A 14,739-nucleotide genomic window follows, 5' to 3' on the forward strand; every position below is an offset into this window, starting at 1 on the left:
AACGTCTCCACGGGCGAAACGTCGCGTTTCGCCGGCAATCCATTTTGTTCGGGGGCGGTCTTAGAGCCTTTTCCAACCTTATGAAAGTTGGAAAACGACACGAACCATAGGGTCGCTCAGCACAGGCCCGCCTGTTTGAGCACGCGATAGGCCTGAAGCACATCGCGGAACCGGTCTTCCGAACCTCTGTCGCCGCCATTCGCATCCGGATGGTGACGCTTCACCAGTTCCTTATAGCGCGCCTTGATGTCCTTGCCAGTCGCCTTTGTATCAAGGCCAAGCGTTTCCAGCGCCTTGGCCTCAAGCGGCTTGGCCTTGCGCTCGCGCGCCTCGCGCGGATCCTTCGGTCCCTTGAACAGGTCGAATGGGTCGCGCATGCGGTTGTAATAGCCTGCGCGGCCGGAGCGCATCTGCGCCATGTCGGGCGAGGAACGCGTCGAGGCGCCGTTGACGCCCATTTTCCAGGTCGGCCGGTGGCCGGTCATCGCTTCCTTTTGGAAGCGCGCCACCTCGGTGTCCGGCACGCCGGAGAAGTAGTTGAAGCCCTTGTTGTACTCACGCACATGGTCGAAGCAGAAGCGGAAATACTCGCCCTCCTTCATGCGCCCGACCGGCGCGCGATGCGTCCCAGCCTCCTTGCAGCCATCCCACTGGCAGATCGGCGCGTGCGCCTTCACCTCCGCGTCCTTGTCGGGGCGGACGCGAATCTTCTCGAAATATTTGGGATACGGCTTCATCTCACCCATTTATGGGGCGTTCGCAGATGCGAAACAAGAATTGACATTTTCGCGATGATCGCCCTAACCGCTGAATCGCGGCTTAAAGCAGGCGGATGACCGATTTTGTTGCGCGCCAACGGCCCGGCGAAACCTATTTCGGGTTTTCACGGCGGCGCGCCAACCATATGTGGTGAAGGGAGAAGACGATGTCCATACAGGCGACCATGGAAGACAAGCTCAACAAGGCATTTTCGCCCGAGCGGCTGGTCATCCTCAACGAAAGCCATCTCCACGCCGGCCATCATCATGTGGAATCCGGTCACCACGCTGAGTTCGATGGTACCGGCGAGACACATTTCCGTGTCCGCATCGTCTCGGCGAATTTCGTTGGCATGAGCCGCGTTGAGCGCCACCGCGCCGTCAACGAACTGCTGGCCGACGAGTTGAAGGCGGGGGTTCACGCGCTGGCTATCGAGCCCGCGGCGCCTGGCGAACAGACCCGCTGGTAAGCCAAGTCTCCGAGCTGGCTCTGTAGCTCGTCTCGCGCTGCTCAGATTATCGCTTCGATCAGGAATGGCCCGCGCCGCGACAAGGCAGCATCGAGCAGCGCGTCGAACCGCTCGCAGGTGTCGGCACGCGCCGCCTCCACGCCCATGCCTTTGGCCAGCGACACCCAGTCCAGCGCCGGATGGTCGAGGTCGAGCATGCGCCTGGCATTTTCGCCGATCGCGTTCACGCCGACATTGCGCATCTCGCCATGCAGGATCGCATAGGTGCGGTTGGAAAAGACGATCGTCACCACGTCGAGATTTTCCCGCGCCTGCGTCCACAGGCCCTGCACCGTATACATGCCGCTGCCGTCGGCCTCCAGATTGATCACCTTGCGGCCGGGACAGGCGATCGCCGCGCCTGTCGCCAGCGGAATGCCGCCGCCGATCGACCCGCCCGTGCCCATCATGTAGTCGTGCGGCGCGGCAAAGGCCGACAGCGCGAAGAAACGTCGCGCCGAGGTGACGGCCTCGTCGCAGACGATCGCGTCGCCCGGCAGCTTTTTGGCGACGGAGAGTGCAATGGCATCTTCCGTCAAGCTGCCGGTTGGCGTTGCTTCCTCGGGAAAGGCGCTTGCAACCAACGCCGGCTGCGATTGCCTGACGCCCAGTTCGTCGCCAAGCGCCTCCAGTGCCGCATGCAGATCCTGACCATGGGCGGCGAGCGTCAGCACCTGGCAATCGTCACGAACAAGCCTTCCCGGTTTTCCCGGATAGGCGAAGAAGGCGACCGGCTCCTTGCCGCCGACCAGCACAAGGACATCGATATCCCTGAGCGCTGCCGTCGCCGCGTCGACCGGATAGGGAATGCGCGTCGGCGCGACGCGCCCGCGCCCGCGCTGCATACGCGCGATCAAAACCTCGCTGAACAGCCTGACATCGCAGGCCGCTGAAATCTGGCCGGCGATCTCGAGGGCATCGGCCCGCGCCGCCCGTCCCCGAACGATCATGCCGGCGCGCCCGGGAGCGGCACGGATCGCGGTAGCCACCGCTCGCACGGCGTCGATGTCGACGGCTGGCGGCGATGCGAGTTCCACCTTGCCGGGCGAAACCGGGTCGGCGTCGCCCCAGGCCGCGTCCGCCGGCAGGATCAGCGTGGTGACACCCGGCGGTGTCAGCGAGGCGCGAAAGGCCGCCTCCGTGGCCGGTTGGACATCGGCGGGCCCTCCGATGCGGCGCACCCACTTCGACATCGGCGCCGCCAGCCCCTCGATATCGCTGGTGAGCGGCGCGTCGAGCGGCAGATGGTAGGAGGCATGGTCCCCGACGATATTGATCATCGGGCTGAAGGCGCGCCTTGCATTGTGCATGTTGGCCAGCCCATTGGCGAGGCCCGGGCCGGTGTGCAGCAGCGTCGCGGCGGGACGATCGGTCATGCGCGCATAGCCGTCGGCCGCACCCGTCACCACCCCCTCGAACAGGCCGAGCACGCAGCGCATCGCCGGCTTGCGGTCGAGGGCCGCGACGAAATGCATTTCGGATGTGCCGGGATTGGCGAAGCAGACATTCACGTCATTGGCCAACAGCACGTCGCACAGAACATCGGCGCCATTCATGCGAATTTTCTCCCATTCACGAAGAGCAATTGCACCCGCGGATATCGGCACGGCAATATCCCGCCGCCGTTTTTGGCATGATCCAGCCACGGAATGGGCGAGCGACGGTCGGCAGGATCAGGCGACCGTCGATTTCAGGAACGCTGGCGCGGCGGCGTTCGGCGCATTGCCATCTCCGCCGAAATCGCGGTTGATGGACGGCCATTCGGGCCGGAGCGACGGAACAAACAATGCCTTCCCGCAGTTGAATATGCGAGCCCCATCAGAATGGCTCCGAAGGCAACGATCATGCGTGAGAACCAATCCGACGTCTTCCATCTCTTTTCGGAAATTTATGCGAACGCCGCCCAGGAAGAGATAAGTCTCCAGCAATATCTGCTCGCCTGCCGCGAGGACAAATCGATGTATGCCTCGGCGCCGGAACGAATGGTCGAGGCGATCGGCGAGCCAAACCTGGTCGACACCAGCAAGGACGAGCGGCTAGGCCGTATCTTCTCGAACCGGACCGTCAAGATATATCCCTCCTTCTCCGACTTTTACGGGATGGAGGATACGATCGAGCGCATCGCCGGATATTTCCGCTATGCCTCGCAGGGCCTCGAGGAGCGCAAGCAGATCCTCTACCTCCTGGGTCCGGTCGGCGGCGGCAAATCCTCCTTGGCCGAACGGTTGAAGAAATTGATGGAGGAGCGCCCGATCTACACGCTGAAGGTCGGCAACCAGATCAGTCCGGTTTTCGAATCGCCGCTTGGCCTGTTCCACCCCGATCGCATGAGCGATCTCCTGGAGGACAAATACGGGATAGCCCGGCGCCGCCTGAACGGACTTATCTCGCCATGGGCGGCCAAGCGCCTCGACGAACTGTCCGGCGACATTTCCAAATTCAGCGTGGTCAAACTGATGCCGTCGCGGCTGCGCCAGATCGGCATCGCCAAGACCGAGCCTGGCGACGAGAACAACCAGGACGTCTCGGCCCTAGTTGGCAAGGTCGACATCAGGCAATTGGAAAATTTCAGCCAGTCCGACCCCGACGCCTATTCCTACAGCGGCGGACTGAACCGAACGACGCAAGGCCTGCTCGAATTCGTCGAGATGTTCAAGGCGCCCATCAAGGTGCTGCATCCATTGCTGACGGCGACCCAGGAAGGCAGTTACAACGGCACCGAGAATTTTGGTGCCTTTCCCTACCAGGGCATCATCGTTGCCCATTCCAACGAATCCGAGTGGCAACAGTTCAAGAACAACAAGAACAATGAGGCGTTTCTCGATCGCATCCTCGTGGTCAAGGTGCCGTATTGCCTGCGCATCACCGAAGAGAGGCAAATCTACGAGAAGCTGCTGCGCGAGAGTGAATTGGCCGCCAGCCCTTGCGCGCCCGAGGTGTTGGACATCCTCAGCCGGTTCAGCGTCTCGACCCGCCTTGCCGAGCACGACAATTCGCCGCTGCACACCAAAATGCGCGCCTATGATGGTGAGAACCTCAAGGAAGTCGACCCGAGGGCGAAGTCAGTCCAGGAATATCGCGACGCCGCCGGCGTCGACGAAGGCATGACCGGCGTCAGCACGCGCTTCGCCTTCAAGATCCTGTCGCAGACGTTCAACTACGATACCAACGAGGTCGCGGCGGACCCCGTGCATCTTATGTACATCCTGGAAGAAGCGATCAAACGGGAGCAGTTTCCGAAGGAGACGGAAGCCGCCTATCTCGAATTCATCAAGTCGGAACTGGCCGCCCGTTACGCCGAGTTCATCGGCCACGAGATCCAGAAGGCCTATCTGGAATCCTATAGCGAATATGGCCAGAACCTGTTCGACCGCTACATCGCCTATGCCGATGCCTGGATCGAGGACCAGGACTACAAGGACCCCGACACCGGCCAGATCCTCAACCGCGAGGTGTTGGACAACGAACTGTCGCAGGTCGAAAAGCCGGCAGGCATCGCCAATCCGAAGGACTTCCGCAACGAAGTGGTGAAGTTCACGCTGCGTGCCCGGGCGCGCAACCATGGCCGCAACCCTTCATGGACGAGCTACGAGAAGCTGCGCGAGGTCATCGAAAAGCGCATGTTCGGCCAGGTCGAGGATCTCCTGCCGGTGATCAGCTTCGGCTCCAAGCAGGATAGCGTCACCGAAAAGCGGCACAATGAATTCGTCCAGCGGATGGTGGAGCGCGGCTATACGGAACGGCAGGTGCGCCGGCTGGTCGATTGGTACATGCGGGTGAACAAGGCGGGCTGAGAGCAAGTCCGAATGGTTGCATGCCGATCTTTATCGACCGCCGCTTGAATCCGAAGGACAAAAGCCTTGGCAACCGCCAGCGCTTTCTCAGGCGTGCCCGCGAGGAGCTCAAGCGCAGCATTCGCGACCAGATCCGCGCTGGGCGGATCGCCGACGTGGACGCGGAGCACGTCGTGCCGATGCCCGAAAGAGGCACTGGCGAGCCGACCTTCAACGACGCCAGGGACACCGGCCGGCGCCGGCACATCCTGCCGGGCAACAGGCAATTCTCCCAAGGCGACCTGATCCCCAAGCCCGGCCAGGGCGGAGGCATGGGCGGTTCGTCACCGGGAAAAACCGCGTCCGAGGACGACTTCCGTTTCGTGCTTTCGCGCGAGGAGGTGCTGGATCTCTTCTTCGAGGATCTCGAACTGCCCGACCTGGTCAAGCTCAACCTCAAGGAGATCCTTGCCTTCAAGCCGCGCCGGGCGGGTTTCGCCGCCACCGGTTCGCCAACCAACATCAATGTCGGCCGCACGATGCGCAACAGCCACGGCCGCCGCATTGCGCTCAGGCGCCCCAAGCAAGCGGCGGTCGACGCGATCATGCAGGAACTCGCCTTGCTGGAGGCCGCTCCGCCTGATGCTCAAACGCGCGAGCGCGTCGTGGCGCTCAAAGAAGAGATCGAGCGGCTGGAGCGCCGGCGCCGGCGGATTGCCTTCGTCGACCCGGTCGACATCCGGTTCAACCGCTTCGACCAGCGCCCGGTGCCGAATGCGAAAGCGGTCATGTTCTGCCTGATGGATGTGTCGGGCTCGATGGGCGAGCGCGAGAAGGACCTGGCCAAGCGCTTCTTCGTGCTGCTGCACCTATTCCTGAAGCGACGTTATGAACGCACCGAAATCGTCTTCATCCGCCACACGCACGAGGCGCAGGAGGTGGATGAGGAAACCTTCTTCTACTGCACGCAAAGCGGTGGCACCGTCGTTTCCACCGCGCTCGAGGAGATGCATCGCGTCATCGAGCAGCGTTACCCCGCGAGCGAGTGGAACATCTACGCCGCCCAGGCCTCGGACGGCGACAATTTCGCCACCGATTCCGAGCGCTGCATCGCCCTGCTGAACGGCAAGCTCATGCGCCTGTGCCAGTATTTCGCCTATGTCGAGATCATCGACGAACGCGAGAGTCACATCTTCGGCGCGACTGAAAACGGGACGTCGCTCTGGCGAGCCTACAGCGCCATCGAATCGAACTGGCCGAACTTCCAGATGAGCCGCATAGCCACGGCCGCCGATATCTATCCTGTCTTTCGTCAGCTCTTCGCCAAACAGCCCGCGCTCCGGAAGAGCGCCTGAGGGGAAACCATGGCCAGGACAGCCAGCAAACCGGGTTTGCTCTTTTCCGGATCCGACTGGGACTTCCAGAAATTGTCGCACGCCTACGACGCGATTGCGGCAATCGCCATCGAGGAACTCAAGCTGGACACCTACCCGGTGCAGATGGAAATCATTTCCTCGCAACAGATGCTCGACGCCTATTCATCGGTCGGCATGCCGCTGATGTATCGTCATTGGTCGTTCGGCAAGCATTTCCTGTACCAGGATTTTCTCTATCGCAAGGGTGGACGGGGCCTGGCTTACGAACTGGTCATCAACTCCAATCCCTGCATCGTCTATCTGATGGAGGAAAACACCATGGCCTTGCAGGCCCTGGTGACGGCGCATGCTGCGCTCGGACACAATCATTTCTTCAAGAACAATCATCTGTTCCGGCAGTGGACCGACGCCGGGGGGATTCTGAGCTATCTGGAGTTCGCCAAGGGCTACATTGCCCGATGCGAGGAGCGGCACGGACTGTCGGCCGTGGAAAGCATTCTCGACTGCGCCCACGCGCTGATGGAACAAGGCGTGTTCCGATACCACAGGCCGCCAAAGCTGTCGTCGGAGCGGCAGCGTGAAGGGCTGCGCGAGCGCCTGGAATATGAAGAACGCTCCTACAACGACTTGTGGCGCACGCTGCCTCCCTCGCAGGACAGCAGCAAGAACGAGAAGAAGGATGAAGGCTTGGCGGAGCGGAAGAAATCGCTCAACCTGCCCGAGGAAAATCTGCTCTATTTCCTCGAGAAGAACAGCCTTGTCCTGGAGCCCTGGCAGCGCGAGATCATCCGCATCGTGCGTATCGTCGCGCAGTATTTCTATCCGCAGCGGCAAACGCAGGTGATGAACGAAGGCTGCGCCACCTTCGTGCACTACACCCTCATGAACGCATTGTTCGACCGCGGCCAGATCAGCGAGGGCGCCATGCTCGAGGTCCTGCGCAACCATTCCAATGTGATCTTCCAGCCGGCCTTCGACGACCCCCGGTTCTCCGGTATCAACCCATACGCGCTCGGCCTCGACATGATGCAGGACATACAACGCATTTCGACCGCGCCGACGGCGGAGGACCGCGACTGGTTTCCCGACATCGCGGGCCGCGGTGACTGGCGCGATGTGCTCCTGGACGCCTGGGCCAACCACCGCGACGAATCCTTCATCCGCCAGCACCTCAGCCCAGCCCTGATACGGAAATGGCGGATGTTTGTCCTCGCCGATCAGGCCGACGACGCACATTACGAGGTGGCCTCGATCCACAATGAGCGCGGCTACCAAAAGATACGTGCCGCGCTGGCCCAGAGCTACGACATCGGCGCGAGCCGGCCGGATATCCAGGTGGTGGATGTCGACCTGCTCGGTAACCGGCATTTGCGGCTGCAGCACAAGGTGAAGGAGGGCGTACTGCTCGACAGTGGCAGCCGCGACGCGACCCTGCGCCATGTCCGAAGCCTCTGGGGCTATGAGGTCAGCCTCGCTTCGGTCGACGCCGAAACCGGTGCGACGCTCAGCGAACGGTCAAGCAACGACTTTTGAATTTCCGCCCGGCGGCATCGGCGGCTGCCAGGCACAACGAGTGGAACACGCCACGGACAGCCGGTGCGCTCAACCGACCGTCGATTTCAGGAACGCCAGCGCGGCAGCGGTCAGCGCGTCGCCGTCCTCGCCGAAATCGCGGTTGATCGACATGTGCGTATAGGCGGTGCCGTCGAACAGCGTCACCTCGGTGCCGCTGGCGCGCTTTAACTGTCGCCGGCCGGCCGGATCCTGACCCTGGCAATCCGGTTCTTGTCGCGTTTCATGACGACGAAGCGCTTGCCATGGAAGGTAAAAGCCTGCTTCTCCTCGGGGATCGATTGCGCCTCGTGGATGACGAGGCCGGCGATGGTCGTCGCCTCTTCGTCCGGCAGGTTCCAGTCGAGCGCCCGGTTGAGGTCGCGGATCGGCACCGTGCCTTCGACGACGACGGAGCCGTCCGCTTCCTGCTTGACGCCTTGGATGTCGACATCGTGCTCGTCGGCGATCTCGCCGACGATCTCCTCGATAATGTCCTCCAGCGTCACCAGCCCTTCGACCTCCCCATATTCGTCGACGACGACGGCAAAATGCGTCTTGCGGCGCAGGAAGGCGTTGAGCTGTTCCTGCAAGGTCGTGGTGTCGGGCACGAACCACGGTTTTGACGCGATCTTCATCACGTCGATCCGCGAGAAATCATTGCCGACTTCGTTCAGCGCGCGCAGCAGATCCTTGGCGTGCAGCACGCCGACGATGTTGTCGAGTGAACCTTTCCAGAGCGGCATGCGGGTGTGCGGGCTCTGCAGGATCTCGCGCACCACCGCTTCCGGCGCATTGTCGGCATTGACCGAGCGCATATTCGTGCGGTGGACCATGACGTCGGAAACTTCGAGCTCTTCGAGGTCGAACAGGCCGCCGATGCGGTCGCGATCCTCACGCACCACCTGGCCGTCGCGGCGAAAATCGTCGACCGCGCCGCGCAATTCGTCCTGGCTCGACCGCTGCGGCTCGATGCGCGACAGTTCATAGCCGAACATGGCAAGCAGGCGGGTGCGCACGGCAACGACCAGGATGACGAGGATGGCAAGAACGGCGAAGACGACCCAGCCAGTGTCCATCTCAGCCGGCTTTCCCGTTGCCTGGATGGTTTTCCCTGAGGAACGCCAGCACTTCCGAGGCCGGCACATCCTTGGCGATGAAGGCCTCGCCGATGCCGCGCGTCAGAATGAAGGTCAGCGCGCCGCGCGACACTTTCTTGTCCTGCGTGATGAATGAAAGCAGCGCATCCGCATCGGGCAAGTCGCCCGGAATGTCGGCCATCCGCCACGGCAGCCCGACGGCACGCAGATGCGCCTCGACGCGGGCCGCGTCGTCGGGGCTGGCGAGATTGAGCCGAGAGGAGAACCGGTACGCCAGCGCCATGCCGATGGCGACCCCCTCGCCGTGGACGAGGCGCGTCCCGTCATAGTGCGTGGCGGCTTCGAGCGCGTGCCCGAACGTATGGCCGAGGTTGAGCAGAGCGCGGTCGCCGGTCTCGAACTCGTCGCGGGCAACGACATCGGCCTTGGCACGGCAGGCTTCGGCAATGGCCTCGACCCGCTCCGGTCCGCCGGCGAACACCTTTTCCCAATTCGTTTCCAGCCAGGCGAAGAAATCCGGCCGGTCGATCAGCCCGTATTTGGCAAGCTCGGCATAGCCGGCGCGAAATTCGCGGATCGGCAGCGTGTCGAGCGCTTCGGTATCGGCCAGCACCAGCTTGGGCTGGAGGAAGACGCCGACGAGGTTCTTGCCGCGCGGGCTGTTGATGCCGGTCTTGCCGCCGACCGAGGAATCGACCTGCGCCAGAAGCGATGTCGGAACCTGCACGAAATTCATGCCACGCCGCACGATCCCGGCGGCAAAACCGGTGAGATCGCCGATGACGCCGCCGCCAAGCGCGATGACGACGTCGCCGCGCTCCAGCCTGGCGGCCAGGACGCCGTCGACCACCGCCTCGAGATGGGCAAAGCTCTTGGTCTTTTCGCCGGGCGGCATCGTAATGATCGCGGGCTGGATGCCGCTCTTCTCGAGCCCGGCCCTCAGCGTATCGAGATGCGCGGCGGCGACGTTCTCGTCGGTCACCACAGCGGCGCGCGTGCCCGGCAGCCGGCGCGAAATCTCAGCGCCGGCGCGCGACAGCAGGCCGGAGCCGATCACTATGTCGTAGGCGCGGTCGCCCAGACCGACTTCGACTGTGACTGGCTGATCCGCGCTCATGATTCGACCTCGCCCGTCGCGGCTATCGCATCGATGCCGAAATGCCGGCACAGCGCCTCGATCACCTCGGCCGCGATGACCTCCTTGCGATCGTCGCGGGTCGGCACGGTGACGTCAGAGGTGGCATAGACCGGATAGCGTTCCGCCATCAGCCGCTCCAGCACGGCGCGGGGATCGGCGCTTTTCAAGAGCGGCCGGTTCTGCTTCTTGGAAACGCGGTCCATCAGAAGGTCGAGCTCGGCCTTCAGCCAAACCGAGACGCCATGGGCGGCGATGGCCTCGCGCGTCTGCGCGTTCATGAAGGCACCGCCGCCGGTCGACAGAACCTGCGGGCCGTTTTCCAGCACGCGCAGGATGACACGCTGTTCCAGGGCCCTGAACTCGGTTTCGCCATAGCGCTCGAACAGCTCTGGAACCGTCATCCGCGACACGCTTTCGATCTCCTGGTCGCTGTCGATGAAGGGCAGCGAAAGCATGGTCGCCACCTTGCGGCCGATCGCCGTCTTGCCGGCGCCCATCAGCCCGACAAAGACGATGGACCGGCTGCCCAGCCGGCCAAGCAGCGCGGCATGGGTCTCGCCTGGGGGATTTGCCTGTAGCGCGTTCATCGGCTGTTTCTTCGGCCCTCTTTGCCGGCGTATCGACATGAAAAGCCGGTTTGCGTCAAGCGTGCCAAGTGCCATGGGCCGATATGGACAGAGCGACCCTTGCATCGGAAGTTGCTAACAGGGGTCCGCTTCTTCCTTGAATTGGCCGGATAGGCGTCCCATAAGGGCACAGGGTTTGGAAACGCAGAACAAGAAGACGGGCGAGAACTGAATGCCGACACTGTTTCGCTTTGTCGTGACCCTCGCGATTCTGGCCGGCATTGCCTATGGTACGATGTTCGCGCTGGTGATGTTCGTCGAGCCGAAAAAAGCCGAGATGAGCGTGCGTATTCCGCCGGAAAAGCTCAATCCGAAGAAAAACTGAACCAAGAAGACCGACTCGGGACCGCCTCAAGGACATGAACAGCGCCGCTCGCATCGAGGCCTTCCTGGAAATGATGAGCGTCGAGCGGGGAGCGGCGGAGAACACACTTTCCTCCTATCGCCGCGATCTCGAGGATGCTTCCGGCGGGATCGATGGCGGACTTGCCCGCGCCGGCGCCGCCGACATCAGGGCCTATCTTGACGATATCGCCGCGCGCGGCTTCGCGCCGACCTCACAGGCACGCAAACTGTCGGCGATCCGCCAGTTCTTCAAGTTCCTCTACGCCGAGGGCCTGCGCGCGGATGACCCCACCGGCACGCTGGACAGCCCGAAAAAGGGCCGTCCGCTGCCCAAGACGATGAGCGAGGCCGAAACCGGCCGGCTGATCGATCGCGCCGCGCAGGAAGCCGGTGATGACGGACTCGGCCACGCCGACAGGCTGGCGGCTTTGCGCCTGCATGCGCTGGTCGAAGTGCTCTACGCCACCGGACTGCGCGTTTCCGAGCTGGTCGGCCTGCCGGTGACGGTGGCGCAGCGCGATGACCGTTTCTTCATGGTACGCGGCAAGGGCGACAAGGAACGCATGGTGCCTCTGTCGGCCAAGGCGCGCGCGGCGATGCGGAGTTGGCTTGACGCCCGGGCCAAGCTGCCCGCCTTCGCCAACAGCCCGTTCCTGTTTCCGGCGGCATCCGACAGCGGCTATCTCTCGCGCCAGGTCTTTGCCCGTGACCTGAAAGGATTGGCGGGGCGCGCCGGCATCGCCTCGGCCAAGATCTCGCCGCACGTGCTGCGCCATGCTTTCGCCAGCCATCTCCTGCAGAACGGCGCCGACCTGAGAGCCGTTCAGCAACTGCTTGGCCATGCCGACATATCGACGACACAGATTTACACCCACGTGCTGGAAGAGCGGCTGGTGCGGTTGGTCAACGATCATCATCCGCTTGCCGACTAGGCCTCATATCGCTATGTGAGGACGACATTTCACCGCCCGGAGCCTTGGTTTCAACGGTTCCGCGGTCATTGCCTTCCGACGTATCGGTCCGCCCAAGCATGTACAATTACCTCGATTTCGAAAAGCCGGTGCAGGATCTTGAGCTCAAGATCCTCGAGCTCAAGAAGCTTGCCGAGAACGGCGAGGCGGTCGATGTCGCCGATGAGATCACCAGGCTCGAGAAGCGCTCGCGCGACGCGCTGCGCGAACTCTACAAGGCGCTGACGCCGTGGCAGAAGGTGCAGGTGGCGCGCCACTCCGACCGGCCGCACTGCATCGACTACATCAAGGGCCTGTTCAGCGACTTCACGCCACTCGCCGGCGACCGCAATTTCGGCGAGGACCAGGCGATCGTCGGCGGCTTTGCCCGTTTCCGCGGCGAGCCCATCGCGATTCTCGGCCAGGAAAAGGGTTGGGACACGGCGAGCCGCCTGAAGCACAATTTCGGCTCGGTGCGCCCCGAAGGCTATCGCAAGGCGGTGCGGCTGATGGAACTGGCCGACCGTTTCAAGATCCCGCTTTTGACACTGGTCGACACGGCCGGCGCCTATCCCGGCGTTGGCGCCGAGGAGCGCGGCCAGGCCGAAGCGATTGCGCGATCGACCTCGGCCTGCCTTGGCCTGAAAGTACCGTCGATCTCGGTGGTTATCGGCGAAGGCGGTTCGGGCGGCGCCATCGCGATTGCCACCGCCAACCGCGTCTACATGCTCGAACACGCCATCTATTCGGTGATTTCGCCCGAGGGTGCCGCCTCCATCCTGTGGCGCGACACGACGCGCTCCAAGGACGCGGCGACCAACATGAAGATCACCGCGCAGGATCTTTTGGAACTGAAGGTCATCGACGCCATCATCCCCGAGCCGATGGGCGGCGCCCAGCGCGCGCCCGAAACGGTGATTGCCGCGACCGGCGATCTCATCGCCAAGACGATGAAGGAATTCGCCGGCGCCAACATCGATTTCCGCGAACAGCGCCGCGAGAAATACCTGGCGATGGGCCGCAGCCTCTGACGCCGCTTGGGCGGCGGAACAGGGCTGACGGAAGCTGTCTGTCCACCCCAAATGTGGCGGCGATGAGCAGTTTCGCCACAAAAATGCCGCCCCATTCGGTTCAATGAAATCACCGCGGGAGATTGGCCGAGCCTTGCGGTAAGGAATTTTCAAGGTTAACGGGCTTACGGTTCGTCAGTGTTCAGCATGCGGGTGTGGCCGTTTCGAAGCCATTGGCCCGAAAGAAAAGACATAGCCTTATCCATGTTTGCCAAGCTTGCTCGTACTGGAGTTCTTGCCGCCTCGATTGCCGTCGCGGGCTGTAATGATTCGTCGATGAAGGACTTTGCCCCCGAAGCCAACAAGCCGCTGCCCGACAAGATCCTTGCCGATATGAGAGCCAAGGGCATGGTCCGCACCTCTTCGGTAATGGCGCGCATCTTCAAGGAAGAAGGCAAGCTCGAGATCTGGAAGGCCAAGACCAACGGTCGCTACGACATGGTGGCGAGCTACGACATCTGCAAATGGTCGGGCAAGCTCGGGCCGAAATATACCGAAGGCGACCGCCAGGCGCCGGAAGGTTTTTACACGGTTCGCCCGTCGCAGATGAATCCGCGCTCGAATTACCATCTGTCGTTCAACATCGGCTTTCCCAACGCCTATGATCGTGCCAATGGCCGCACCGGCCAGAACCTGATGGTCCATGGCGCCTGCTCGTCGTCGGGGTGCTATTCGATGACCGACGCCCAGATCGAGCAGATCTACGCCTTCGGCCGCGACGCCTTCCAGGGTGGTCAGACCGAGTTCCAGATCCAGGCTTTTCCGTTCCGCATGACGGCCGCCAACATGGCGCGCTACCGCAACGACCCGAATTACGAATTCTGGAAGATGCTCAAGGTCGGCTACGACAATTTCGAGGTCACCAAGGTGCCACCGAAAGTCGACGTCTGCGAGAAGCGCTACGTCTTCAACCAGGTCGCTCCCGATGGGCAGACCTTCAATCCGACCGGCCCCTGCCCGGCGACCACGCAGCCGGATTCGCTTAAGAGCGCCTATAACGCCTATCAAAGCACCTATGACGCGGCCTTCAATAGCGCGCTCAAGGCCAGCGTGCCGCCACCCAAGCCGACGATTGCCGGCATCAAGGAAGCCAGCATCGTCTCCGACTGGTCCAAGCGCCGGGCGCGTGGCGAGCGCGTGCCGATCGATCCGCCGTCGCTCAACACCGACGGTTCGGTCACCGAGACGGCGCGCATGGGCCGCATCGATTCGCCCGCCGGTCGCAAGATGGCCGCGCTCGACGCCGAAAAGGCTGCCAAGGAGAAGGCCGAGCGAGAGCGGGTGGCGGCCATAGAAGCGGCAAAAGCGGCGAAGGAAGCCGCCAAGGCGCAAGCGTTGGCCGAAAAGGAAGCTGCCAAGGCGCAAGCCGTGGCTGCGAAGGAAGCGGCCAAGGCCGCCAAGGAAGCTCCGGTTGCCACCGCGACCATCGCGGCTCCGGCGGAGGCCGCGCCGGCAGCCGAGACGCAGGCTACGAGCGCCGACGAAAGCCGGGTTACGAAGCTGAAGAACAAGCTGCTCGGCATGTTCGGCGGCTGAGGTTTTC

The 14,739-nt window shown here is 62.7% G+C and carries 13 protein-coding genes and 1 pseudogene; 8 read left to right on the plus strand and 6 right to left on the minus strand.

All coding sequences use genetic code 11. The annotated features are described in order from the left end of the window. Positions 1-116: 116 nt before the first annotated feature. The gene (locus tag FJ527_RS20700) at positions 117-746 is read right to left on the minus strand and encodes a J domain-containing protein (protein WP_032922426.1); all 630 of its coding nucleotides are present in this window, start codon (positions 744-746) and stop codon (positions 117-119) included. Positions 747-925: 179 nt separating this feature from the next. Here FJ527_RS20700 and FJ527_RS20705 point away from each other — a divergent pair, with 179 nt between their 5' ends. Then, positions 926-1,228 (plus strand): BolA family protein, encoded by a 303-nt coding sequence (locus FJ527_RS20705; protein WP_015315504.1) that lies wholly within the window; start codon positions 926-928, stop codon positions 1,226-1,228. Between the two features lie 41 nt (positions 1,229-1,269). On the opposite strand, the gene FJ527_RS20710 is transcribed toward FJ527_RS20705, so the two are convergent. After that, a complete protein-coding gene (locus tag FJ527_RS20710; RefSeq protein ID WP_140823986.1) occupies positions 1,270-2,823 on the minus strand; it encodes an acetolactate synthase large subunit in 1,554 nt (517 codons plus the stop codon). Between the two features lie 288 nt (positions 2,824-3,111). On the opposite strand from FJ527_RS20710, the gene FJ527_RS20715 reads away from it, so the two are divergent. From FJ527_RS20715 to FJ527_RS20725, 3 genes are read left to right on the plus strand one after another with little or no spacing between them, the layout of a single operon-like run. Then, complete coding sequence (locus FJ527_RS20715) at positions 3,112-5,061, plus strand: PrkA family serine protein kinase (protein ID WP_140616802.1); 1,950 nt, start codon at positions 3,112-3,114, stop codon at positions 5,059-5,061. 20 nt (positions 5,062-5,081) lie between these two features. Then, complete coding sequence (locus FJ527_RS20720) at positions 5,082-6,395, plus strand: YeaH/YhbH family protein (protein WP_015315501.1); 1,314 nt, start codon at positions 5,082-5,084, stop codon at positions 6,393-6,395. A 9-nt stretch (positions 6,396-6,404) separates the two neighbouring features. Further along, complete coding sequence (locus FJ527_RS20725) at positions 6,405-7,949, plus strand: SpoVR family protein (RefSeq protein WP_140823987.1); 1,545 nt, start codon at positions 6,405-6,407, stop codon at positions 7,947-7,949. Positions 7,950-8,018: 69 nt separating this feature from the next. Here the strand turns inward: FJ527_RS20725 and FJ527_RS29915 are convergent. From FJ527_RS29915 to FJ527_RS20745, 4 genes and pseudogenes are all read right to left on the minus strand, one after another. Then, positions 8,019-8,153: pseudogene (locus FJ527_RS29915) on the minus strand (alpha/beta hydrolase); the annotation flags it as partial. Positions 8,154-8,155: 2 nt separating this feature from the next. Further along, entirely contained in the window at positions 8,156-9,046 is an 891-nt protein-coding gene (locus FJ527_RS20735; protein WP_015315498.1) for an HlyC/CorC family transporter, read from the minus strand. Position 9,047: 1 nt separating this feature from the next. Further along, a complete protein-coding gene (gene aroB / locus FJ527_RS20740; RefSeq protein WP_140823988.1) occupies positions 9,048-10,184 on the minus strand; it encodes a 3-dehydroquinate synthase in 1,137 nt (378 codons plus the stop codon). Further along, a complete protein-coding gene (locus FJ527_RS20745) occupies positions 10,181-10,792 on the minus strand; it encodes a shikimate kinase (RefSeq protein ID WP_140823989.1) in 612 nt (203 codons plus the stop codon). Before FJ527_RS20745 ends, aroB begins: the two co-directional genes overlap by 4 nt. 211 nt (positions 10,793-11,003) lie before the next feature. Between FJ527_RS20745 and FJ527_RS20750 the strand changes: the two genes are divergently transcribed. The 4 genes from FJ527_RS20750 to FJ527_RS20765 all read left to right on the plus strand — a co-directional run bounded on the left by FJ527_RS20750 (position 11,004) and on the right by FJ527_RS20765 (position 14,732). Continuing rightward, the gene (locus FJ527_RS20750) at positions 11,004-11,156 is read left to right on the plus strand and encodes a hypothetical protein (protein ID WP_015315495.1); all 153 of its coding nucleotides are present in this window, start codon (positions 11,004-11,006) and stop codon (positions 11,154-11,156) included. Positions 11,157-11,190: 34 nt separating this feature from the next. Continuing rightward, positions 11,191-12,108 (plus strand): site-specific tyrosine recombinase XerD, encoded by a 918-nt coding sequence (locus FJ527_RS20755; RefSeq protein WP_140823990.1) that lies wholly within the window; start codon positions 11,191-11,193, stop codon positions 12,106-12,108. A gap of 98 nt (positions 12,109-12,206) precedes the next feature. After that, on the plus strand, positions 12,207-13,157 hold the full coding sequence (locus tag FJ527_RS20760; protein ID WP_140823991.1) for an acetyl-CoA carboxylase carboxyltransferase subunit alpha: 951 nt from the start codon (positions 12,207-12,209) through the stop codon (positions 13,155-13,157). Between the two features lie 243 nt (positions 13,158-13,400). Beyond that, entirely contained in the window at positions 13,401-14,732 is a 1,332-nt protein-coding gene (locus tag FJ527_RS20765; RefSeq protein ID WP_140823992.1) for a murein L,D-transpeptidase family protein, read from the plus strand. The last annotated feature ends 7 nt before the right edge of the window (positions 14,733-14,739 follow it).

The sequence above is a fragment of the Mesorhizobium sp. B2-4-18 genome (assembly GCF_006441385.1).
Lineage (GTDB): Bacteria > Pseudomonadota > Alphaproteobacteria > Rhizobiales > Rhizobiaceae > Mesorhizobium > Mesorhizobium australicum.

Bases quoted from the DNA above. Each gene is read 5' to 3' on its own strand.
- FJ527_RS20700 (WP_032922426.1), bottom strand. From the start codon at position 746: ATGGGTGAGATGAAGCCGTATCCCAAATATTTCGAGAAGATTCGCGTC.
- FJ527_RS20705 (WP_015315504.1), top strand. From the start codon at position 926: ATGTCCATACAGGCGACCATGGAAGACAAGCTCAACAAGGCATTTTCG.
- FJ527_RS20710 (WP_140823986.1), bottom strand. From the start codon at position 2,823: ATGAATGGCGCCGATGTTCTGTGCGACGTGCTGTTGGCCAATGACGTG.
- FJ527_RS20715 (WP_140616802.1), top strand. From the start codon at position 3,112: ATGCGTGAGAACCAATCCGACGTCTTCCATCTCTTTTCGGAAATTTAT.
- FJ527_RS20720 (WP_015315501.1), top strand. From the start codon at position 5,082: ATGCCGATCTTTATCGACCGCCGCTTGAATCCGAAGGACAAAAGCCTT.
- FJ527_RS20725 (WP_140823987.1), top strand. From the start codon at position 6,405: ATGGCCAGGACAGCCAGCAAACCGGGTTTGCTCTTTTCCGGATCCGAC.
- FJ527_RS20735 (WP_015315498.1), bottom strand. From the start codon at position 9,046: ATGGACACTGGCTGGGTCGTCTTCGCCGTTCTTGCCATCCTCGTCATC.
- aroB (WP_140823988.1), bottom strand. From the start codon at position 10,184: ATGAGCGCGGATCAGCCAGTCACAGTCGAAGTCGGTCTGGGCGACCGC.
- FJ527_RS20745 (WP_140823989.1), bottom strand. From the start codon at position 10,792: ATGAACGCGCTACAGGCAAATCCCCCAGGCGAGACCCATGCCGCGCTG.
- FJ527_RS20750 (WP_015315495.1), top strand. From the start codon at position 11,004: ATGCCGACACTGTTTCGCTTTGTCGTGACCCTCGCGATTCTGGCCGGC.
- FJ527_RS20755 (WP_140823990.1), top strand. From the start codon at position 11,191: ATGAACAGCGCCGCTCGCATCGAGGCCTTCCTGGAAATGATGAGCGTC.
- FJ527_RS20760 (WP_140823991.1), top strand. From the start codon at position 12,207: ATGTACAATTACCTCGATTTCGAAAAGCCGGTGCAGGATCTTGAGCTC.
- FJ527_RS20765 (WP_140823992.1), top strand. From the start codon at position 13,401: ATGTTTGCCAAGCTTGCTCGTACTGGAGTTCTTGCCGCCTCGATTGCC.